At 64.5% G+C, this 22,739-nt stretch carries 19 protein-coding genes; 11 read left to right on the forward strand and 8 right to left on the reverse strand.

The window, feature by feature from the left end:
- Window positions 1–424 precede the first annotated feature (424 nt).
- The 5 genes from H5T65_09475 (at window position 425) to rdgB (ending at window position 4,063) form a co-directional block, all read left to right on the forward strand.
- Window positions 425–769, forward strand: a complete 345-nt coding sequence (locus H5T65_09475; GenBank protein ID MBC7259465.1) for a cupin domain-containing protein — start codon at window positions 425–427, stop codon at window positions 767–769.
- 113 nt (window positions 770–882) lie between these two features.
- Window positions 883–2,265: a hypothetical protein gene (locus H5T65_09480; GenBank protein MBC7259466.1), complete on the forward strand. Its 1,383-nt coding sequence runs from the start codon at window positions 883–885 to the stop codon at window positions 2,263–2,265.
- A 55-nt stretch (window positions 2,266–2,320) separates the two neighbouring features.
- Window positions 2,321–3,118, forward strand: a complete 798-nt coding sequence (locus H5T65_09485; protein MBC7259467.1) for an MBL fold metallo-hydrolase — start codon at window positions 2,321–2,323, stop codon at window positions 3,116–3,118.
- Between the two features lie 34 nt (window positions 3,119–3,152).
- On the forward strand, window positions 3,153–3,428 hold the full coding sequence (locus H5T65_09490; protein ID MBC7259468.1) for a TIGR04076 family protein: 276 nt from the start codon (window positions 3,153–3,155) through the stop codon (window positions 3,426–3,428).
- Window positions 3,429–3,463: 35 nt separating this feature from the next.
- The gene (rdgB, locus tag H5T65_09495; GenBank protein ID MBC7259469.1) at window positions 3,464–4,063 is read left to right on the forward strand and encodes an RdgB/HAM1 family non-canonical purine NTP pyrophosphatase; all 600 of its coding nucleotides are present in this window, start codon (window positions 3,464–3,466) and stop codon (window positions 4,061–4,063) included.
- Between the two features lie 42 nt (window positions 4,064–4,105).
- On the opposite strand, the gene H5T65_09500 is transcribed toward rdgB, so the two are convergent.
- Window positions 4,106–4,534 carry a MarR family transcriptional regulator gene (locus H5T65_09500; protein ID MBC7259470.1) on the reverse strand — a complete coding sequence of 143 codons (429 nt, stop codon included), beginning with the start codon at window positions 4,532–4,534 and terminating at the stop codon, window positions 4,106–4,108.
- A gap of 856 nt (window positions 4,535–5,390) precedes the next feature.
- Window positions 5,391–7,079, reverse strand: a complete 1,689-nt coding sequence (locus tag H5T65_09505) for a hypothetical protein (protein ID MBC7259471.1) — start codon at window positions 7,077–7,079, stop codon at window positions 5,391–5,393.
- A 440-nt stretch (window positions 7,080–7,519) separates the two neighbouring features.
- On the opposite strand from H5T65_09505, the gene H5T65_09510 reads away from it, so the two are divergent.
- From H5T65_09510 to H5T65_09535, 6 genes are all read left to right on the forward strand, one after another.
- Entirely contained in the window at window positions 7,520–9,043 is a 1,524-nt protein-coding gene (locus H5T65_09510) for a hypothetical protein (GenBank protein MBC7259472.1), read from the forward strand.
- A 221-nt stretch (window positions 9,044–9,264) separates the two neighbouring features.
- The gene (locus tag H5T65_09515; GenBank protein MBC7259473.1) at window positions 9,265–9,684 is read left to right on the forward strand and encodes a hypothetical protein; all 420 of its coding nucleotides are present in this window, start codon (window positions 9,265–9,267) and stop codon (window positions 9,682–9,684) included.
- Window positions 9,685–9,818: 134 nt separating this feature from the next.
- Complete coding sequence (locus H5T65_09520; GenBank protein MBC7259474.1) at window positions 9,819–10,691, forward strand: VIT1/CCC1 transporter family protein; 873 nt, start codon at window positions 9,819–9,821, stop codon at window positions 10,689–10,691.
- 37 nt (window positions 10,692–10,728) lie between these two features.
- Window positions 10,729–11,271, forward strand: coding sequence for a hypothetical protein (locus H5T65_09525; GenBank protein ID MBC7259475.1), 543 nt, complete (start codon window positions 10,729–10,731; stop codon window positions 11,269–11,271).
- Window positions 11,258–12,052, forward strand: a complete 795-nt coding sequence (locus tag H5T65_09530) for an HAD-IIA family hydrolase (GenBank protein ID MBC7259476.1) — start codon at window positions 11,258–11,260, stop codon at window positions 12,050–12,052. The genes H5T65_09525 and H5T65_09530 overlap by 14 nt, the downstream gene beginning before the upstream one ends.
- Window positions 12,053–12,232: 180 nt before the next feature.
- Window positions 12,233–14,737, forward strand: a complete 2,505-nt coding sequence (locus H5T65_09535) for a glycoside hydrolase family 31 protein (protein ID MBC7259477.1) — start codon at window positions 12,233–12,235, stop codon at window positions 14,735–14,737.
- A 100-nt stretch (window positions 14,738–14,837) separates the two neighbouring features.
- Here H5T65_09535 and H5T65_09540 read toward each other — a convergent pair whose 3' ends face one another.
- The 6 genes from H5T65_09540 to H5T65_09565 form a co-directional block, all read right to left on the reverse strand.
- Window positions 14,838–17,354, reverse strand: a complete 2,517-nt coding sequence (locus H5T65_09540; GenBank protein ID MBC7259478.1) for a GIY-YIG nuclease family protein — start codon at window positions 17,352–17,354, stop codon at window positions 14,838–14,840.
- Complete coding sequence (locus H5T65_09545) at window positions 17,347–18,867, reverse strand: Eco57I restriction-modification methylase domain-containing protein (GenBank protein ID MBC7259479.1); 1,521 nt, start codon at window positions 18,865–18,867, stop codon at window positions 17,347–17,349. Before H5T65_09545 ends, H5T65_09540 begins: the two co-directional genes overlap by 8 nt.
- Window positions 18,851–19,507, reverse strand: a complete 657-nt coding sequence (locus H5T65_09550) for an N-6 DNA methylase (GenBank protein MBC7259480.1) — start codon at window positions 19,505–19,507, stop codon at window positions 18,851–18,853. Before H5T65_09550 ends, H5T65_09545 begins: the two co-directional genes overlap by 17 nt.
- Window positions 19,508–19,720: 213 nt before the next feature.
- Window positions 19,721–20,572 carry an MBL fold metallo-hydrolase gene (locus H5T65_09555; protein ID MBC7259481.1) on the reverse strand — a complete coding sequence of 284 codons (852 nt, stop codon included), beginning with the start codon at window positions 20,570–20,572 and terminating at the stop codon, window positions 19,721–19,723.
- Window positions 20,572–21,768, reverse strand: coding sequence for an alanyl-tRNA editing protein (locus H5T65_09560; GenBank protein ID MBC7259482.1), 1,197 nt, complete (start codon window positions 21,766–21,768; stop codon window positions 20,572–20,574). The genes H5T65_09555 and H5T65_09560 overlap by 1 nt, the downstream gene beginning before the upstream one ends.
- Window position 21,769: 1 nt before the next feature.
- A partial coding sequence (locus H5T65_09565; GenBank protein ID MBC7259483.1) for a hypothetical protein occupies window positions 21,770–22,739 on the reverse strand: 970 nt, incomplete at its 5' end.

A 22,739-nucleotide genomic window follows, 5' to 3' on the forward strand; every position in this document is an offset into this window, starting at 1 on the left:
TGCGACGCACTTCCGGAAGTGCGTCGCACCTTGGCACCTGTGCGAAGGGGCGCAGCGCGTAGGGGCGACCCGCGGGCCGCGGATAGCAAGCGCGCAAACCTGCGACGCACCTCCGAGGTGCGTCGCAGGTGGGGCCGCACAGCGACCGTAGGGCAGGCTTCCAACGCCGCTGTAACCGCGAATAACGCCAATCCACGCGAATAAGGAACGGAGCGTAGCCCCCGGCGGCGATGGAAAGCCGCCCTACGTGTCTACTTTTGTATCCCCCATTCGTGTCAATTCGTGTTATTCGTGGATGACTCCTGTAACCGCGAATGGCGCGAATCCACGCGAATGGGGAACAGTAGGGGGCGCGGAGCGCCGATTGACACGCCCACGCGCGCGTTCTATAATGGGCCAAATCGCGACAGGGAGGACACCCACAATGGCAGCCAACGCCGTGAACGAGAACGATGTCCCCTGGGGGCCTCACCCCCGCTATGAGGGGCTGCAAATGAAAGTGCTGGTCCCCGGCACCGTCAACCCCGCGCTCAACGTCAGTCGTGTGCGCGTGGAGGTGGGCCAGCAGATTCCACCCCATGTCCATACCTCCTCATCCGAGACCTTCTACATCCTCCGGGGGACGGGCGTCTGCTACTTGGGCGATACGCCGGTCCCCTTTGGCCCCGGGTTCTGCTTCTACGCGCCGCCGGGGCACGAGCATCGCCTGGAAAACACGGGCGCGGAACCAGTGGAGATTCTGGCGGTCTTCGCGCCGCCGATTGCGTAGTACCTCAAGCGGGCTTTCCGCGTTAGATTGGGCGAGGAGGCGTTGAATTGGCAAGGCGCTGGGTTATCGCTGGGGCGGCAACTCTCTTGTGCATCCTCGCTCTGGGAGCGGCGGTGAGGGCTGCGGTTTCGCCTGACCCCGAGGCCCAGCAGCCCATGGTCATGATCCTGCCCGATACGCAGACGGTGGCCCCCGGAGAGACCGCCCTGGCGCGGGTGTGGGTTGAGGACATCACCAACCTGCAGGGCGCGGCGGTTACCATCCTCTTTGACCCCACAAAAATCCAGGTTGTGGACGCCAACACGAGCCTGCCAGGGATTCAAGTAGAGCCGGGGCCGCTGTGGTCGGCATCGGCGTATCCGTCCAACCCGATCATCAACATCGCCGACAACGCGACAGGCGTGATCACCTACGAGCAGGCGCTTCTCGGATCCGCGTTCACCGGCAGCGACGACATGATTCTGATCACGTTCGCGGCCGTAGCGCCGGGCCGCTCCGACGTCATCCTCAGCCGCGTGCAGATGCTCAACAACTTCGGCGAGCACATCCCGGTGCAGATTCGCGACGGCGAGATTCTCATCTCGGGCACCGTCCCGACTTTCACGCCCACGCCCACGCCCACCCGCACCCGCACGCCCACCGCCACCCCGACGCGAACCCTCACCGCGACGCCTACGCCCACTCGCACTCGCACGCCCACGGCGACGGCGACGACGACCCCAACGGCCACGCGGACCGGGACGGCGACAGCCACCCCGACGCCCACGCGCACACCTACGGCGACGCCGACGCGCACGAACACGCCCGCGGCCTCGCCCACGAGCACGAGGACGGGGACCCCATCGGCGACGGCCACGCTTACGCAGACGCGCACACCCACCGCCACCCCTACGCGCACGCCCACGATGACGGCGACGCCCACGGCCACGCGCACGCCTACGTTCACGCCCGGGCCTTCGCCCACACCCACCGACACCCCGACGCCGACGGCGACGGCCACGCCCACCCCCACGGCAACGGAAACGCTCACGGCGACGCCCACGGCCACGCCCGGGCCTTCGCCCACGCCCACCCCAACGTCCCCGCCGGGGCCTGCGCGGCGGCTGCGCCTGCCGGCCATCGCCTGCTCGCGCACCGACGAGTACGAACCCAACAACTTCCAGGCGCAGGCCTACGGGCCGGTGGTCTCGGGCCAGAGGTACGTGGGGTTCCTGGCCAGCATGATGGACTACGACTGGTTCTACCTGGTGAAGGCCGCGCCCGGGCCGATAGACATCACCCTTGACGTGCCGCCGAGCGGGGATTACGACATCTACCTGTTCCTGGCGGGCGCGACGGGCGGCAATCAGTACGTGGCGAAATCGGATCGGTACGGGAACGGCGTGGACGAGTACATCTACTTCAACGCGCCCATCGCCACGGAGTACTACATCTTGGTCTATCCCTACAGCGACGCGCACCCCAACGCGCCCTACGTGCTCCGCGTGCTCTACTGATTTGGCGCGCGGGGGGTGTCTGTCGCGATGATTCGCATGCAGAGGAGGCGTTCCCTTGTGGTTTGAGACCGCGCTGGTTGCGCCAGGCGTCCACCGCATCACCGAGGGCGGCATGGTGCACGCATACCTGATTCAGGGCGACGACTGGGCCGTCCTGGTGGATTCCGGCTTTGGCATCGGCGACATCGGCCAGGTGGTCCAGGGCCTCACGGATTTGCCGGTGCTCCTTGTCAACACGCACGCCCATCTGGACCACGTGGGCGGCAACGCGCACTTCGCGACGGCGTTCCTGCATCGGCGCGAATCCCTGGCCGAAGTCGGGGAGACCGCCCGCCGCTTCCGCGAACTGGCCACCCAGGCCGACTTCCCCGAGCCGTTCCCGGACGGGTTCTCCATGGAGCGGTACGCCCCCCAGGTGCCCGAACCGACGCATCGGCTGGCCGGCGGGGAGACGATAGACCTGGGCGGGAGGGCGCTGGAGGTGTTGCACACGCCCGGCCACACGGCGGGGAGCGTCTGCCTGCTGGACGAGGGCAGCCGCCTCTTGTTCACGGGCGACACCATCACCGACCGCCCGCTCCAGGGCATCGGCGATGGCGTGAGCCTGGCCGAGTACCAGGGGACGCTGCGATTGCTGGCGGAGATGGCGCCGGATGTAGATTTGCTGTTCCCCGGGCATGGGCCGTCTCCGCTGGTTCCGGCGATCATGGAGGAACTCGCGGGCGCTGCCCACGCCCTGGAGGACTCGCAATTTCAGCAGACCACAATCGGCGGGCGGCCTGTGCGGGCGGCGAACGCGGGGCGGTTCACGTTCTTCGTGCGGCTGCCCTGGGAGTCGGCGGACCAGCGGTGAATCGCACGTTTAGATGAGTAGGAGGAAGAAGCGGATGGCAGAAGCGCCAGGGTCGTACAGAATCATCTGCACGGTGATACGCCAGGAGGGCCGGTGCGCCATGGGCCACAAGGTGGGCGACCAGATCGTCATGGACGAGAGCGGCGTGCATGGCAACATTTGCTTCCACGCGCTCTACTCGCTGATACCGAAAGCGTTTGCGATGATGTACGGGGCCACTTTCCCCTGGCTTGAGGACAAGGACGTGGCCACCCATGCCTGCCCGGATGCCGAGAACCCCCTGGTGTTTGAACTCCGAAGGGTGCGCTAGGCGACATCGGCGCGAACGGTGAGCGGAGTGGGGCCTTGCGCGTGCTTGTCGTGGCGACCCACAACCGAGGCAAACTGCGAGAATACGAGGAACTGCTCGCGGGCCTGCCCGTGCAGTTCACCAGCCTGGCCGACCTGGGCGTGCGCGATGAACCCCAAGAGGGCCACGCGGGATTCGCGGACAACGCGCGACTGAAGGCGCGGTTCTTCGCGCGCCTCACGGGGCAACTGACCCTGGCCGACGATTCCGGGCTAGAGGTGGACGCGCTGGGCGGCGATCCGGGCGTGCGCTCGGCGCGGTATTCGGGCGCGGGTCGGAGCGACCGAGAGCGGTACGAACTGCTGCTGTCGCGCCTGAGCGAGATTCCACCGGAGGGGCGCACGGCGCGGTTCCGCTGCACCATCGCCGTGGCCGCACCGGACGGGGTGTTGTTCACGGTGGAGGGGACTTGCGAGGGCCTCATCACCATGCTTCCCCGCGGCAGTTACGGGTTTGGCTACGACCCGGTGTTCTACGTCGTGGAGCGCGGGCGCACCATGGCCGAATTGGAGCCTGCGGTCAAGAACCAAATCTCCCATCGGGCGCGCGCCGCCCAGGCCGCGCTTCCGCTGTTGCGGGCCATCCTGGGCGAGTGAGACGGGCGCCCGCATTCGTGCCGTGCTGCCGCATGGGGACGGCTACAGGGTGCAGGGATCGGCGCCCTCGGATTCGCGGGCCAGCACGTCCAGGTAGCGTTCCAGGTAGCGCGTGATGTCGGCCCGCTCCTCGGGGGTGAAGTGCGCGAGCAACTGGCGCGTGCGTTCCATGCGCTGCGCCCGCGCGCGCTCCAGCAGCGCCTCGCCCTCGGCGGTGAGCGACACGATGACCGAACGGCGGTCGTTGGGGTCGCGGCGGCGCTCCACCAGCCCGGTGCTCGCCAGGCGGTCCACGATGCCGGTCATGGTGGCCGAGCACTGTTCCGTCGCCTCGGCCAGAGTCCCGATGGCCACGCTGCCGCCATGCGCCTGGATGAACATGAGCGCCAGGAACTGGGGCATGGTCAGGCCGAGGGCGCTCAGGGTTTCCGCAAACCGCCTGCGCTGCCTCCATACCAGCAGGGCGACCATTTCTTCAAACCGCGCGACGTCGGAATCCTCCAAGGTGTACGCTCCTGGCAGGGTTGCCGGCCATTTGTGCGCCCGCACCGTGCCGGCGAGATTATTTTGCATCGCTAAGTATACAGGACAAACCCGTTTCTGTCAAACGGCGCTGGAGCGCATTTCGGCTTGGGGACGAGCGGGGTTCACCTCACCCTTCCCCACCCAGCCCCCCGCTTACCCGACGCGCGGCGGCGTTTACCTCACCCATCCCCACCCCAGCCCGGCCCCTTCTCTCTTGTATATTCACACCGGCACCTTAACAACCCGGATAGCCATCTGAGCAGGCTCCGCTGGCGGAGAGGCGGAACGAGGGGGGTGAGGTCAGCATGCCCGCGCGGGGTGTCGTCCCCTCTGCCGCCGGGAGAGGGCTAGGGTGAGGGGCGACGCGCGGGGCTGAACCCCCGCGCTGAAAGAACAAAGCCCCTTCGGGGGCTGACGATAGCCCGCAGGGCTTGGCCCACCAGCCCGATGCTTCAGCGTTGGGCAGCGTGGCGACGCGCGGGGCTGAACCCCCGCGCTGAACGAACCAAGCCCCTTCGGGGCTGGGGATAGCCCGCAGGGCTTGGCCCACCAGCCCGATGCTTCAGCGTTGGGCAGCGTGGCGACGCGCGGGGGTGAACCCCCGCGCTGAACGGGCCAAGCCCCCTTCGGGGCTGGGGATAGCCCGCAGGGCTTTGTCCATTTAGCCCGACGGCTTTAGCCTCGGGCAGGCACGCGTCGTTCCCTCTCCCGCCTGGAGAGGGCCAGGGTGAGGGGTGGCGGCGCGGCGTCCTCCGCGGTGGAACCCGATCGCCCGGGGCGTCGGGAGGCGCGCAGGTCTGCCCTACGGGCAGGCGCCCCCGGGCCAGCGCAGCCCCTCCAGCCCGATGACGCCGCACGCTACGCGCTCCCCGTTCACGAACAACTCCCCGTACAGGGAACCCCAACCGCTGGACACGAACACGCGGATCTCGTTGAAGTTCGCCGTCAGCGTGTAGTTGGCGTAGAGCGTAACCGTGCCCAGGAATCGCGGCGAGCCGCCGTCCAACTCGTAGAAGATGCTGCGCGTCTGGTAGTAGCCCGAAACGTAACGGGCCGTGAACCGCACGGTATGGAGCGGTGGCGCGGGCGTGGGTGTGCGGGTGGCCGTGGGCGTCCAGGTGGGCGTGCGGGTCGCCGTAGGCGTCCGGGTAACCGTGGGTGTGCGGGTCGCCGTGGGCGTTGGGCTGGGCGTATGGGTGCGCGTAGGCGTCGGGGTAGGCGTCGGTGGCTCGTCGCACCGCCCACCCGGCCAGATCAGCCCATCACTGCTCAGGACGCCACAGGCCACGCGCTCCCCGTCCACGTACAGGTTCTGCTCGTACAACGTCCCCGCCGACGTGGTCAGGAAGACCCAGATGGAATTGAAATGCGCCGTGAATTCCCACTCGCGCGAGAGACTCACCGTGCCCAGGAATTGCGGCCTGCCGTCATCCAGCACGTAGTACGCGCTGTAGGTCATGTAGTAGCCCGACGCGTACCGGGCCGTGAACCGTACGGTATGGAGCGGCGGCAGGGGCGTGGCGGTCGGCGTGGCCGTGGGCGTCGCGGTGGGGGTGCGGGTGGCGGTTGGCGTGCGCGTGGGCCCGGGCGTGGCGGTATACGTCGGGGTCGGGGTCGGCGTGCGCGTAGGCGTGCTCGTCGCGGTAGGCCCGGGCGTAAAGGTGGGCGTGGGCGTCGTGGACGGGAGCACCACTGGCACGTAGGCGTAGTCGTCTATCTCGCACTCGCCATAGGCGATGCGGAACCAGCCGCTTTCGCCCCAGCCGGTGCCCCAGGAGTTCTTGGCGATCCAGTAGCCGCCCGCGTCATCGTACCCGACCAGCACCACGGCGTGTCCGCCCAGCAGGCCGCCCCAGGTATGCCGATAGACGCCGCCCACGTAGGAGTAGAAGTCCTGGTACACGTTCATCGTGGCGACGACCGGCCCGCCATCGGCCAGCACTTCCTTGATGTCCTGCGCCCCGCTCACGCCTGCCCATCCGGCGATGCGCGTAACCCGCGACGGCCAATCGGCGCACAGGTTGCAGGACTGGTTGATGGGGCTATAGGGCGCGCAGGCCTCGTCCACGATGCCCACGTCGCGGGCGAAGTTTAGCGCGGCGCTGGGGGACCAGCCCACCTCGCAGCAGGGGCCGCAGCCGCAGTAGAACAGGTGCCCCTCCGACAGGTTGGGGTTCAGGTTGGGGTTGCCCGCCGCCACTTCCAGCCGCGCCTCTATGGCTCCGACGGTGCCGAATGCCACGCACGAGCCACACGAACTCTGGTTGCGGATGAGCGTGGTGAAGTCCTGGCCGCCTACATTCCGCCAGTCCAGGCTTGGCGGGTAGGTGTAGTCGGCGGGCCGACGCCGCGCGGTCATCAGGCTCAGGATGCGCTCTTGCTCCAGGACGCGGGCAGGAACGCCCAAGAGGGCCACCTGCTCCTGGGGGCTGAGGTCCGAGACCGATGTCTCGCCCGCCTGCCAGGTCTCGGGCTGAGGCGTGACCAGCACGGGGCCTTGAGGCCCCCCGGCCAAGACGATAGTTGCGGTGAGGACAAGCGCAATAAGTCCGAACAAAGCCAGCGCTGCAGCCGACCGCGCCGGACGCGAGAAAATAACACGGATAAACATAATAATACCTCGCGCTCTGGCGATTGCGAAGCGCGCCGATTGCAATGAATGCATAGCATGCAGCCGAAAAACATACGCATCGCGCGCTTGCACCCACATTGTACCCTACGCGGCCCGCGCGGTCAATAGGACAGAAGGACTAGGCTCGGTTCCAAAGGCTGTTGGTCGCGCCTTGGCCGCCAACACAAGACGGGGCCGAACCGAAGGGCTACGGGCGCGTTGCCGAAGGGACACGCCCGTTCGGGGTTGCGGATGCGTCTCGCACTTGTCAACCCTTCGGACCCCGCGTAGGCTGCGCGAGACGACAGAGGAGGCATGCGATGACCCACCGCCGTGCGTTGCGCCTTTGGGCCCTGGGCGCGATCCTGCGCCGTGTAGATTTGTTCAGCCGCCACATTCTGGCGCGGCCGTTGCGCGCCTACCAGTTGGCGCCTGCCCAGGCCATCGTGGATAGCGTCCTGCGCCGCCGCGGCCTCACCTTCGCCGTCATGATGAGCCGCCAGGCGGGCAAGAACGAACTCTCGGCCCAGGTGGAAGCGTACCTGCTGGCGCTACACGCGGGCGTCGGCGGGACACTGGTCAAGGCCGCGCCTACCTTCGCGCCGCAGGCCGTCGTGAGCCTGGAGCGCCTGGCCGCCCTGCTGGAGAACCCGCTGACCCGCGGTCGCGCCGTTCGCGAGCACGGCAACACGCTGGCCCTGGGCAAGGCCCGTGCCGTCTTCCTGAGCGCCCACCCCGAAGCCAACGTGGTGGGCCAGACCGCCAGCATCCTCCTGGAATGCGACGAGGCGCAGGACGTGGACGCCGACAAGTGGGACAAGGAGTTCGCCCCCATGGGCGCGTCGGCCAACGTTACCACCGTCTTCTACGGCACGGCCTGGACCCGTCACACGCTGCTGGCGCGGGTAATCCGCGAACTGCGCGCCCAGGAGTCCCGCGACGGCGTTCGGCGCGTGTTCCTCGTCCCAGCCGACGTGGTCGCCGCGGAACTGCCCGCCTACGCCGCGCACCTGGAGAAAGAAGTGGCGCGTATGGGCCGCACGCACCCGCTCATCCGCACCCAGTACTTCTTGGAGGAACTGGACGCAGGCGCGGGGATGTTTCCGCCCGAACGCCGCGCCCTCATGCAGGGCAGCCACCCGCCCCATCTCGCGCCCCAGATGGAATGCGCGTACGCGTTCCTGCTGGACTTCGGCGGCCCCGCCATCGGCGATGACAGCGTTGCGGAACCACACAGCGCGCCGCCCGTGGCCGACAGCAGGCCATACGCCTCGCGCGAGCGCGACGCCACCGCTCTCACCATCGTGGCCGTGGACGCCGACGACGATGTGAGCCTGCCGGTGTATCGCGTGGTCCACCGCAGGGCGTGGGTTGGGGTGGATCACCGCACGCTGTATGGACAGATTCTGGCGCTGGCCGAGGCTTGGAGCCCATGCGCCATCGTCGCCGACGCCACCGGCGTGGGCGCTGGCCTGACGGACTTGCTGCGGTCGGCGTTGGGCGAGCGGGTCATCCCCGTCGTCTTCACGGCGGCCCGGAAATCCGACATCGGCTGGCGGTTCATGGCGGCCTGCGATGCGGGGCGCTTCCGGGACCACGCGGAAGGCGGCGAGGCGCGTTTCGCCACATTGGACGCCCTGCGGCGCGACTTCTGGGCGCAGGCGGAAACCGCCCAGGTGGAGTACCTGCCTGGGCCAGGCCAGCGCATCCGCTGGGGTGTGCCCGAAGCGGCGGGCCACGACGACCTGCTGGTCAGCGCCGCGCTGTGCGTGGTGCTGGACGATGGCGACTGGGGATGCGGGGGGAGCGTGCTCGTGCCGGGACTCGGTTCCAAACTCTGCTAGTCGCGGCATGGCTCCAGGTGCGACGCACTTCCGGAAGTGCGTCGCACCTGGAGCACCAGCATAAGTATAGAACCGAGCGTGTGCTGGGTGGCCCTTGACGCGCGGCGGCTTTTCATGCTAGAATAGACTGCAACCGGGGGCTGACGCATCGTCCCGGCCTGTTCCAGTTCCGAATCTCACCGTGGACGTCAACTTCACCGCCCCCGGAAGGAGCGAGGAACATGGCGCAGGAGTTCCGAGAGATTTACGGCAACATCCCTGGCGTAGTGCGCGGGCTGTTCCACGACGCCCAGAAAGGGCAGGCTGCCGGCGAGCGCCTGCTGGCCATGGGCGTGGCTCCCCGCGACCTGCAGGTGATCCCCATCACCCCGGCGGAGGAACGCAAGTACGCACGGCCCCTGATGGAGGTCCTCGGCATCCGCAAGCCGAAGCAGCGGGTGGAGCAGGCCGCCAGCCCCTTCAAGCCGGGGGATGTGGTCGTGCTGGTGCGGCTGCGGGAATGGACGCGCGAGCGCGTGGAGAAGGTGCTCCTGGACATGGGCGCGGATGAACTGGCCTACTTCCCGCCGCCCGGCGAAGGCGAGATCATCGGCGCGAAGGTAGCGCCCGCCCGCCCGACCTACACGCGCCCGAGCGCCTAGCGGCCCGCCGCAAAGGGAGTGCTCCTTCCATCCGCCATCCCGCCTTGCGCAGCGGAATGGCTTTCCATGTCCTGCGCCGACGCGGCTCGCAGTCCGTCGGTGCGAGTCCGCATTCCCAATCAGGAGTTGGGACCATGACCCTCCCGGAGTCAACCGTCCAGATGCTGCTGGAATACCAGCGGAACGAAATCACCGAGCACCACATCTATAGCCGCCTGGCCACGACGCTGCGCGAGCCTGAGAATCGGCGCGTGCTGGAGCGCATCGCCGCCGACGAGTTGCGCCATTACCGCGAGTGGCGCAAGCACACCCAGCAGGACGTGCAACCCGATCGCCTGCGTGTGTGGAAGTACTACTGGATCGGCCGCATCTTCGGCTTTACCTTTGGCGTCAAACTGATGGAGCGAGGCGAGAAGGATGCCCTCGAGAACTACGGGCGGCTGAAGGACGCCACCCCCGAGGCCGCGATCATCGCCGACGAGGAGGAACAACACGAGAGCGCGCTGCTCCAAATGCTGGACGAGGAGCGCCTGCGCTACACCGGCTCCATGGTGCTGGGCCTGAGCGACGCGCTGGTGGAACTCACCGGCGCGCTGGCGGGCCTGACCCTGGCGCTCCAGAACACCAAACTGATCGCCATGACCGGCTCCATCACGGGCATCGCCGCCGCGCTGTCCATGGCGGCCTCCGAGTACCTGTCCACCAAGGCCGAGAAGACGGTCAAGAACCCCCTGCGGGCCTCGCTCTACACGGGCGTCGCCTACCTGATGACCGTGCTGCTGCTCATCCTTCCGTACCTGGTGGCGACGAACTACTATGTGTGCCTGGCGTGTTCGCTGGCCCTGGCCGTGCTCATCATCGCCCTGTTCAACTACTACATCTCCGTGGCCAAGGATGAGCCTTTCCGAAGGCGATTTGTGGAGATGGCGGGGTTGAGCCTGGGCGTGGCGGCCTTCAGTTTCGTGGTAGGCCTCGTTATGCGCACGTTCCTGGGTGTGGAGATTTAGCAGGCGCGGGCGGGTTCGGAGCGGATGGGTGGGTGCGATGTCCCAAGAGGTCGCGCGCAGGTGGAAACTTGCCGGCATTCTTTTCATCCTCCTGGCGGGGTCTGCGCTGCACTTCGCATTCGCATGGTCGGGCTACTGGCGACCCATCGGCTGGCTTGCCGCCGTCAACGAGAGCCTCTGGGAGCACCTGAAACTGGCGTTCTGGCCAGCGGTGGCGTTCGCGCTGGCCGAGTATGTCGCCTTCGGCTCCCACATGCCGCGCTTCTGGGCGGCCAAGGGAGTGGGTATCGCGGTGATGCCGGCGGTCATCGTGGGCCTGTTCTACGCATACACGGCAATCCTGGGCGAGAGTTTCCTGCCGCTGGACATCGTGATTTTCATCGTAGCCGTCGCCCTCGGCCAGTACGCGAGTTACCGGCTGCTGTTCGCATCCCACGCCGTGGGGCGGGCTGCCGCGATCCTGCCCATCCTGCTGGCGCTGGTGTTCATTCTCTTCACGTACCAGACGCCGGAAATCGGCTTGTTCCGTGACTCGCCGACGGGCGGCTACGGTATCTTGGAGGAGTATGGCGCGCATTAGGGGCGGCGAGGCGCGTGGCGTCAAGGGCGTCATCCTGGACATTGATGGCGTGCTCCAGTTCCAGGGCAGGGTTTACCCTGGGGCCATTGAGGCAGTGCAGGCGCTGCGGGACGCGGGACTTGTCCTGCGGTTCCTGTCCAACAGCACGCTGCACAGCCGTCGCAGCCGCGCGGAACGCCTGAACCAGATGGGCTTTCGCGTCTCGCCCGACGAGATCATCACGGCGTCGTCGGCTACGGCGGCCTATCTGCGCACGCTCCATCCGCGCTCGTGCTGGGTCATGCTGGATGGGGCAGGGCGGGAGGAGTTCCAGGACTTCGTCCAGGACGAGGACAACCCCGAATACATCGTCATCGGGGACAACCGCAGCCGTTTCAATTTTGACACATTGAACAAGGCTCTGCGCCTGTTGCTGCGCGGGGCCAAACTCGTGGCCATGTCGCCGGAACTGCTGGATGCGAGCCTGGGCGATGTGGAGTTGAACGTGGGGGCGTGGGCGCTGATGCTGGAACGGGCGTCGGGCGTGCAGGCGGTGTACGTGGGCAAGCCCAGCCCGTATGTATTCGCCATGACGCTGGCGACGATGGGCCTGGCGAAGGATGAGGTGATCGTCGTGGGCGACCGGCTGTCGTCGGACATCCGAGGGGCCAGCGATTTCGGGGTTCGGTCGGTGTTGGTGAAGACGGGGGAGTACGCGCTGGGGCAGACGCAGGGCGACGCGCGCCCCGACTGGGTGCTGGATTCGGTGGCCGATTTGCCCGCGCTATTGGGGGTGGGCTAGCGTCCGCGCGCGGGGGTGTTCCCTCTCCCTCCGGGAGAGGGCTAGGGTGAGGGGCGCACGCCCGGGCGCGGCTGTGTCCCCTCTCCCGGCGAGAGGGGGAACGGCGCGCGTGTTCCTTTTGCCCCGCATGCCCGCGCCGTGGTATTATCCCCGCGAGACCGCACCAACGGGAGGAATGCCATGTCCGAACGCCAACGCGAGTTGCCCGCGGTTCGCTTGCTGCGCTCCATCGCAACGCTGGGGTTCGGCGTCGTCGTGCAGGCGGCGCTCTACCCGCTGCGCAAGGGGTGGGGCTGCCGCCGCTTCGCCGCCATGCGCCAGGCGCAGGCCCCGCGGACATCGCCCGGCGCCGTTCGCTCGTGGCAGGCGCAGGGCGCCGCGCTGACCCTGACATGCGACCGCGCCGACGTGCAGATCACCGCCCTATCGCCGGACATCGTCCGCGTGCGGCTGCGGCCCGACCGCAACTTCCCGCCGCCGTTCTCTTACGCGCTGGCCCGCGAGGATGGGGAGTGGCCCGGCTGCGCCATCTCCGTGGACGAGACGCCCGCCGCCATCGTCATGCGCACGCCGTCGCTGCGCGTGGAAGTGAGCAAGGCCGATGCGGCCGTTCGCTTTCTGACGCCGGACGGCCGCCTGCTGGATGCGGACGCCGAACCCATGTCGTGGACGGGCGAGCGGGTGGCCTTGTCCCGCGCACTCCCCGCCGACGCGCACGTGTACGGCTTCGGCGAGAAGGCCCTGCCGCTGGACAAGCGAGGGCTTCGCATGAGCCTGTACAACTTTGACTGCAACGGCTACGGCCCGGGTGATGACCCGCTATACATGAGCATCCCATTCTACCTCGTGCTGCGCGACGGCCTGGCGTGCGGCGTCTTCTTTGACAACTCCTACCGCGCCGTGGCCGACGTGGGCGCGTCTCGGCCCGACGTGCTCGGTCTGGAGGCCGAGGGCGGCGAACTGCGCTACTACTTCTTTGCCGGCCCCGCGCCCGCCGACGTGCTGCGCCAGTACACGGAACTGACGGGACGCATGGAACTCCCGCCGCTGTGGACGCTGGGCTACCACCAGAACCGCTGGAGTTACTATCCCGACGCGCGCGTGCGCGAAATCGCCCGCGAATTCCGCCAGCGGCGCATCCCCTGCGACGCCATCCACCTGGACATCCACTACATGGACGGCTACCGCTGCTTCACGTGGCATCCTGAGCGCTTCCCCGACCCGCCAGGCCTGGTGCGCCACCTGCACGAGCGCGGCTTCAAGGTGGTGGGCATGGTGGATCCGGGCATCAAGGCCGACCATAACTACCATGTGTGCCGGTCGGGGCTGGCGCGGGATGTGTTCTGCAAGTATCCCGACGGGTCGCGGTTCAAGGGGCCGGTGTGGCCGGGGCTATGCTACTTCCCGGATTTCACCAGCCCCGACGCGCGCGCCTGGTGGGGCGAGCAGTACAAGGCCCTGCTGGATGTGGGGCTGGATGGCTTCTGGAACGACATGAACGAGCCGGCCATCTTCGGCGCAGGCCCGGAGACCATGCCCGACTGCGTGCGGTTCGCGTGGGAGGGGCATGGGGCCGACTTCCGCCAAGCGCACAACGTCTATGGCTTGCTGATGGTGCGCGCGTCGTGCGAGGGCCTTCGCCGACTGCGCCCCGAACGGCGGACGCTGGTCATCTCGCGGTCGGGGTGGGCGGGCCTGCAACGCTACGGCAGCCACTGGACGGGCGACAATCGCTCGGACTGGCCGTCCCTGGCCAATGTGATCCCCATGGTGCTGACGCTGGGACTGTCGGGCGTGGCGTTCACGGGGCCTGACACCGGCGGGTTCAGCGGCAGCCCCTCGCCGGAGTTGCTGGTGCGCTGGAATCAGTTGAGCGTCTTCACGCCCTTTTTCCGCAACCACACCGCCGTTTGGACGAAGGATCAGGAGCCGTGGGTGCACGGCGAGCCCTACGAGAGCCTGAACCGTGCGGCCATAGAGTTGCGGTATCGGATGCTGCCCTACATCTACACGGCCTTCTGGCAGTGCGCGCAGACGGGCCTGCCCATGATGCGCCCGCTGTTTCTGGCGTTCCCGCGCGATGACGCGGCCCACGGCCTGGACGACGAGTTCCTGTTCGGCGATGCGCTGCTGGTCGCGCCGGTGTTGGAGGAGGGGGCGACGGGCCGCCAAGTGTATCTTCCCGAAGGCCGCTGGTACGACTTCTGGAGCGGGCAGGCGCATGACGGGCCGACGACGGTGGCCGTGGACGTGCCGCTCCACCGGCTGCCGCTATTCGCGCGCGCGGGGTCGGTGGTCCCCAACTGGCCCGTGATGCAGTACGTGGGCGAGCGGCCGCCCGACCCGCTCACGCTCCACGTGTTCCCCGGCGCGGGCGAGAGCCTGCTGTACGAGGACGAGGGCGACGGCTGGGCGCACAAGCGGGGCGTGTTCCGGGTCAGCCGCTTCGCCACGGGGGCGACGGCGGACGGCTGGGCCATCCGCTGGCATCGGGAGGGGGCGTTCCGGCCCCCGTATGCCGGGGTGGAGGTCGTGATCCACGGGCTGGCCGCGTGCCCGGAGGTGCGCCTGGACGGCCGGGCGGCGGAATGCGTCTGGGAGGATGGCGTCGCGCGCGTCGCCGGGGGGCTGTTTGACGTGTGCGCGATTCGGGCACGGCGGCGGGGCGTTGAGGCGAGCGCCTGACCCCCGCGCTGACGCCCGCCGCGCGGGGTGGTGGCCGCGGGGAGATGCGCAGCGTTCACTGAAACGGTTATCAGCCCGAATATTTCACGTTTTTGCGAGTCTATTTCTCCTCGTTAACGAATGTCGCCTCATATTCCGAACGGCGCAAGACCGTATCGTAAAGTCCGATGTCTTCACCTTCATGCCGGTTGATGCCCGTGTAAACGAGGCTCGGATCTTCGTACCTCTTGAACTTGTAGACCGCATCGTTCATAAGAGCGCTGTTGAAGACCCCCAGACTGACCAGTAGTTCAAAGTCTTTGACTGTCAGACCGGTTACCTTCTTGAACAAGCCTGGTTCCAGTTGGGTAATGACATCTCTGAGGGTTCTTTCCCGATAATCCGTCAGGTACATGAAAACGGGTATCCGTGTAGCGAACTTGATGAGTTTCTCCTGAATCTTCTTTCTGAGGCTTTTGTATTCCTTTTCTTCCTCTGTCAGTTCCTTTTTCTCCGTAGCGGAGAGTTCCCGGTCATTAGCCTCTCTCTTTACCTTTTTCACCGCTTCGGATTTGTTGATGATGGTCTCGATGTCCTGGTTGAGGTTCCGGAATCCTTCAATGCTCATCAGGGCTTTCATGGCCTGCTCATTGGCCATAAGCCGCCGCAGGGTATCGTTGTCCACATTCACCAGCAGGGCGCTCTCCCAACGCCTCGCCAACAGGGTCGCCGTGGTCCCGCTCATGGCCATGTCCAGAACACCGGCGGCGTCGATCTGCTTCATGGAACTGCCGTCGTAGGCCAGCACCGGCAGGAAATGGATGAATTCCTCCACTTTCTTTTCCGGATCGTCTTCATTTACATTCAGACGACAACTGTAGTCCGCAATCTGCCGCAAGGCGCGATCGGGGGCGAAGTCGAAAATATAGCATTCCTTTTTGAGGATCAACTCCTCATTGGGTGATGCTCCATCGGGATTTCTTATGACCCACGGGCTTTGCACGCGAAAGGCGGCCTGAAAATAGGTCTCCGGGCTGGAAGAATTGCGCAGCATAAAGATTCCCGTCCACGGGCGGACCGTGACCCCGGTCGTCAGTTTGCCACAGGTGAGCGTGATGGTTTTCGTCTTGAGGGGATCGTCCATTGCCTCCAGCACTGGCGGCAAAGCCTGGACTCCGATACCTGCCGAAGCTCCCGCGGCAACGATGACCTTATAGTCGTGATAGAAGCGGTTCTGCCGTTTTGCAAGTAAATTGCGCATGGCGTAGCAAGAAGCGACGCTGGGCAAGAACCACAATGTATGGGAGAGCACGTTCAAAAGCCTGACATCGGAAAAAGGAAGGGGCGGCTTCTGCGCGCCGAGTTTGAGATTATCTATGCTGGTGGGAAGATACGCGCCACGAATCAGGTCTAGCCACTTCTGCACCTCGTCTTCATACTTGAACTTTGCCTTGTCGCCTACGCCCTCGGCGCGGAAGAATTCGTTGAGGTCGAATTCATTAAACTCGCCCTGCATGGCGACTTCCCGAATGGCATCCGGCAACTGATAGGTCATCAGCACCATCCGCGGCAGGGCCGCGTAGGGGTTGTCAGGCCCTTGCCATTCCTCTTTGGCCTTTTGTTCGTCCGAATAGGTCCAGTTGTAAATCTGTTCTTCAATGAACTCGCCGGTGGCAATGGCCCGAAAAGGCGTCCCAGAAAGGTAAAGATAATGGTCGGAGGTGATGGGCAGGATGTCTTCGTCAAAGTACTCCAAACCCTCGCCTTCGGCGAATTTGCGCTCTCTTTCGTCTTCCGCCTCAAACAGTTCCTTGGCCTTTTCGCGCCAGGCGCCGTAATGGTATTCGTCAAAAATCACGCAATCCCAGTGCGTAGCATGCACCCACTCGTTCTTGGTCTTGATGCCGTTGGTTGAGGGGTTGCGTCCCAAGTAGTCCTGAAAGGATCCAAAGCATACGACCGGATTTCTCTTGTTATATTTTGGGTCGCCCTGTGGCGGCACGTCCTTGCTGGCGATGAACTGCCAGCCTTGAAAATCCACATGACAACGCAAATCTTCTTCCCAGGCGCTCTGAACTGCAGGCTTGAAGGTCAGAACGAGTATCTTCTTCCAGCCCATTCTCTTGGCCAGTTGGTAAGCGGCAAAGGTCTTGCCGAAGCGCATCTTACAGTTCCATAGGAAATGCGGCGGCTTGTCGTTCTCACGCCGATAGGCTTTGAAATACGCCATCGTTTTTTCAACTGCAGCTTCCTGTTCCGGCCGCATCTTGAAGTTTAACGAGCGCTGTTCTTCAAACAGTTGCCCTTCCCGCACGGCGATGATCGCCGCTTTTACCTGCTCCACGGTACAGCGGAACCATTCCCCCTCAGGATTCTTAATTCCGTTGATGCGCAGCATGCGATGCACATCGCGGTCGGTAAAAACCGTGCCGTCATTACGCATAGCCGGCTCTTCAAGGACGATACGGTAGGGCGGCGGGCCAGGCCGGCGCGTTGGGTACTGCGCCGCCACCCGCTCCCGGACATCCTTGGTGGTGTAGCCCACCTTGAGCAGGCCAGCGTACTGCGGATGGGTATCCTCGTACGCGTAGATTTTGGGCTGTACCTCAGGCCGTTGCGGGAAGAAGTCCTTACTCATGATCTGGCTCCATGTTGCATATCTTGGAGTCAATAAACTCCCATTCCTCCTGAGTAATTCCCCACCGTTTGCGTAGCTGGGTATCTGTATATTCACCTTCGTATTTTCCAAGATCTGGTACAAAATAAAAGTTTTCTCTTGTAACGTCTTGGGAAATAACAGATTGAAGCAATAGGAACCTTACAATCTTTGTGAACAGATAAGTTTTGAATGAAACTACTTCTGCTTTGGTATCAAAAGCACATGCCACCAAATATGTCTCTGTGCAACATTCACCTGGTTTGGCTATTCGTGTATTTGCTTCGTAATAAAAGGCAATTGGTTTTGAGAAATCTGTTTGTCCAGCGATAGGAGCTCTCGGAATCAGCAACTTCCATTTATTGAGTATTTTGTTGTCATCTTTTACATCATCTGGGTTAGCATATTTCAAGCCAATTCGCTGTTTGAACCAGCATGGAATGCCTTTGTCTCGCGGTGTATAGTGTCCGCGAATGCCAAATGGTTTTGAGGGCAAAACCCTTTCACTCAAACGCGGCTTGTCTTTCTCCCTGGCAAGTATTTTTCTAACAATTGGAATTGCTCGGCTATCTCTAATGAATGTTGGAAACTCATTTAGTGGCCTTTGTGCAACTATCTTTTCTCCATTGTAGAAATTGGTTACTTCGCATAACCCATGTGAATCTCGTTCCCATAGGAAATAACAAACACCACCAGCTACATCAACACCCGGGAAAACCTCTGCCGCATTCTCAAAATCCACTAATTTTCTTAAGCGATCGTCGTTGAGCATCTCCTGACGGAATTTATCTAATCCTTTTCCACCCGCAAACCAACGCGATGGAATAATCATCACCAGATAGCGGGGGTTTAATTTTTTCGCTTGTTCAACAAATCTATGATAAATCGGTGATGCGCTGCGACCAAATCCTGCATCACTCAACTGATACGGCGGATTGCCAATGATGACATCAAATTTCATATCAAAAATCTCCTCTGGATTTTCGGTGTGGATAAATTCGTAGGCGTGGGTTTCCAGTTCCTCGCCGCGATCATAGTTCGCCTGGCTTGCTCCGCAATAGCTACAGCGCCCATCCTGCCACGAGTGCTCGATGCGGCGGTAGCGAATGTTGCCCTGCGGGTCATCGAACGCAGTGCAGACCGAATATTTACCGTTAGCAATCTTGGAACAGTAGACCGAGCGGCGCGAAAGGAGTCCGGTCAGTTCGGTGATGGCAATGCCGAACAACTGGTGCTTCATGATGTGGTTGATGCGCTCCTGCCGGTCGGGGATTTGCGCTTCCAGCCCCTTGTCGAGCCGCCGGGCGATCTCGCGCAGGAAAACGCCCGACTTGCAGCAGGGGTCGAGAAACGTCGCGTTCGGGTCGCGCCAGAGTTCCGACGGCAAGAGGTCCAGCATCTGGTTGACGATGTTCGGCGGGGTGAAGACCTCATCGCTGGAGAGGTTTGCCAGACACGAGAGCACATCGGGGTTGTGACTAGTCATCGTAGGCATGGGCCACCTCAAGAAAATGCACGAGCGGATACTCTTTCACCGGCTCGGGGATGAACACTTCCTCCCCTGCGTCCGAGAAAAGTGGAAGTTGCCGCATCGAACCATGATTCACCAGTTCGTGGAACGCAAAATCCCGTCGCTTGATCATGCTGCCGTTGACGAGTGACCATTCGGAAAAAACGATGGGCTGGGGATTCTCTCCTACGGTTTTGAGGGAAAGGGCATCGCCATGGATAATGTTGCGTTTGAGAATATAGCGCGCCGCTTCCCGGCATTGCTCTTTGGCTTTGTTCTTGAAAAGTCGGGTGTAAGCCGCATCAAATACTTGAAACAGCCGTTCCCGGCATTCTTCCACATTGTCTTTCAGCAGTTCAACACCGTAGATGGAAGACACAGCCAGGATGGCGTAGCGCTCGTATTCAATTTGGCTCCTGCGGTAACGCTTCTCAACAACCCTCAACTTACGTTCCAGGATTTCCAGCAGGAAATTGCCTGTCCCGCAGGCCGGCTCTAAGAAACGCGAGTCAATCCGCTCGGTCTCATCTTTGACCAGGTCCAGCATGGCGTTGACGATGTTTTTCGGCGTCAGAACCTCGCCGTACTGGGCGACGCGGTGTTTGGACTTGATATGCGATCTCATTTCCTTTGCATACCCACGGCAGGAGGGCTAACGGCGCGGCGCTTGACATGCGCGGAATGGCACGTGGTGCGGCCCCATTCCCGCGCGCGCACCGCACGCCACTACTCACATTATACCACGCCTCTCCGGCCCGTCAAGGGGGGTTGCGCGAACCCAAATCCCCGCCGGCGGCGCGCGGCCACGAAATGCCCCCGCCGCCCGCCGGGCCGACGCCTAGCCCTGCTTCTTCCGCGCTTCGGCCTTCATCTCGTCGTACACGCGGCTGATGTTCGTCTTGATGAGCACGTCCAGCCCCGCCTTGTCGGCCGTCGGGTACAGCACCCAGTCTTGCTTGCGCAGTTTGCTGATGGTCTCGGACTTGCTCTTGCTGCTCTTGAAGAACTGCCGCACGCCCGAGCGGATGGCGCGGATGTAGGCCGAGAGGGGTTCCGTCGCCTTGGAGTCGCACAGGTCGCCGTGCCCGGGCACCACGGTAACCGGATCCAGCCGACGGATGAGGGTGAGGGCGTCCAGCCACTCTTTCGTGTTGGCGTCGCCCAGGTAGGGGTAGCGATTCAGCACCAGCGTGTCGCCGGTGAACAGGATGCGCAATTCGGGCAGGTAGACCATCGTCGTGGCTGGCGTGTGCCCGCCCACGTGGATCAACTGCAAGGTCGTATCGCCGCAGTACAGCGTCATCCGCCCCAGGAACGTCAGTTCCGGCCGGCTGAACGCCAGGGTCTTGATCTCGGCGAACTCGGCGGGATAGTCTTTCTGCCACTTGTCCAGAATCTTCTGGCGGTACGACTCGCTCATGCCGGTGAGGTGCTTCCACATGGCCTCGTGGGCCACGATGGTGCCGCCGAGGATGGGATTGCCCACGGCGTGCCCCCCGTGGTAGTCGGTGTTGATGAGATACAGGGGCTCGGCGCCGGCGAGTTCGGCCAGGTTCTGACGCCAGGCCCGCGCCTCCTCGGGCATCATCGGCGCGTCTATGTACACCAGGCCCTGCGACGTGAGGATAGCCCCCACGTTCACGCCGGTAGAGGTTGTATGCACGTACACGTTGGCCGCGATTTGGCGCATTAGCCCCACCCTTCTTTCAGAAGACTCACCGCATGGCGGATGGCCTCTTCTATGCGCGCGGCATCGGTTCCGCCGCCCTGCGCGATCTGCGGCTGGCCGCCTCCGCGCCCGCCGAAGATCGGCGCCACCTGCCGCAACAACGCCGCCATATCGTAGCCCACATCGTCGGAGCGCGCAAATGCCACCTGCACGCGGTCGGTGCGCGACGCGAGCAGGGCCACGCAGCGCCCCTGCGCGGCCAGGTGGAGCGCCAGGCGCTTGACCGCCTCGCCGTTGCGGTCGTCAAAGACGCGGGCCACCACGCGCACGTCGCCCACGCGCTCCGCGCCGGCCAGCAGGTGCGCCGCCTCCAGTTCAAGCACGCGCGCCTGCGTATGCTCCAGCGCCTTGCGCAACGCCCGCGCCTCGTCCTCCAGCCGCCCCACGGCGTCGGCCAGTTCGGCGTCGGCCACGGTGAAGTGCGCCGCCAACGATGAGACCATCGCGTGCTTGCGCTGATAATCCTCCAGCGCGCGCCACCCGCACAGGAAGTAGATGCGCGTCTCCTGGCCCCGACGTTCGGCGCGCACAATCTTGATGAGGCCCACCTCGCCGGTGCGCGCGCAATGCGTTCCCCCGCACGGCGAGTAGTCCACCCCCTCCACGGCCACGATGCGCACCGTGCCCTCCACGGCGGGCGGCTTGCGGAGCGGCAGCGGGATGGGCTGGCCCGACTCAAAGTAGCGAATGCCCACCGGCAAGTCGCCCATCACCACCTCGTTGGCCGCCCGCTCCACGCGGCGCAAGTCGTCGTCGGTCAGGCCGACGCGCGCCACGTCAATGGACACCATGTCCTCGCCCAGGTGGAAGGAGACCGTGTCGGCATCCAGCACGCGCTCAAAGGCCGCCGACAGGATGTGCTGGCCAGTGTGCTGCTGCATGTGATCCCGGCGTCGCGGCCAGTCCAGGGCGCACCGCACCGTGTCCGCGCCCGGATCTTCGGCGACCCAGTGCACGAGGTCGCCGTCCTCGGTGATCTCCAGCAGGCGCTGCCTGCCGATGGTGCCGGCGTCGGGGGGCTGGCCGCCTCCGCCCGGGTAGAAGAACGTGCGATCCAGCACCAGGCCCACGCGCCCCGCGCCGGGCAGGCGGCGCAGGATCGTCGCCGTCCACTCGCGGCAGTAGGGATCCTGGTAGTAGCCCCGCACCGTCTCCATGCTACACCACCGAATACAGCAGCCACACGGCCAGGACGAAGAAAATCGCGGCGGTCAGGAGTTTGACCGTGGCCGTCTGACGGTTCACGAAGGCCGCCATTCTCTGCGACGACGTGCCGGCATAGGCCAGGCCGAACACCACCACCAGCGGCAGGATGAACATGACGTTGTACAGCATCAGGTACGAGATGCCCCGCGCGCGCATGGAAGGCACGCTCATGACGAACAGAATCGTGGGCAGGTACACCTGCCCTGTGCACGCCAGTTCAATCAGCGAGACCACGAATCCGGTGGCGAAGGCCACGGCCACGAACGCCCGCACCCTGCTGCTCTCGCGGATGACCTTGTTGATCTGCTTGCGCCAGGCGGTGGGCAATTTCAGGCGCATCTCGTCCAGGTTGCCGCGCCGCGCCGCCAGGAAGTCGTTGACGCTCAGCACCGCCAGCACGAACGCCAGCACCCCCGCCGCCAGGTACACCCACCGGCCCAGGGTGGCCATGAACGGCAGCGCCTGCACCGCCTTCAGCAGCCCGAACCCCACCAGCGTGTAGGTGAGGAACACGCCCAGCGTGAAGGCCGCGCCCACGAACAGGATGTCCTTCCCCTTGCGCCCGACAAAGGCCAGGTACGAGATGAAGAACACGATCGTGGCGAAGGCGCACGGGTTCAGCCCGTCCACCAGACCGGCGGCCGCCACCGTGAGCGCGCCGAAGGACTTGAAGCGTTCCAGGATGCCCTGGCTGGCCTGTTGGCTCGCGGCATCCCAGCCGTCCCACACGACGGGCGCGCCCGTGGCCCTGTACTTGTCCACCAGGCCCGAGAGGGCATCATAGGTAACCTCCTCGCCCACCAGAAAGTCATCCCCGACGAAGACCGCGGGCGCGATGAGTCGCCTGTTCTCGGGCACGCCATTGCGCTGGCCCAGCCACTCGTTGAGCGGGGCTTGCTCCACAACGTCAAAGCGGTACACC

Source organism: Chloroflexota bacterium (assembly GCA_014360805.1).
Taxonomy (GTDB): domain Bacteria; phylum Chloroflexota; class Anaerolineae; order DTLA01; family DTLA01; genus DTLA01.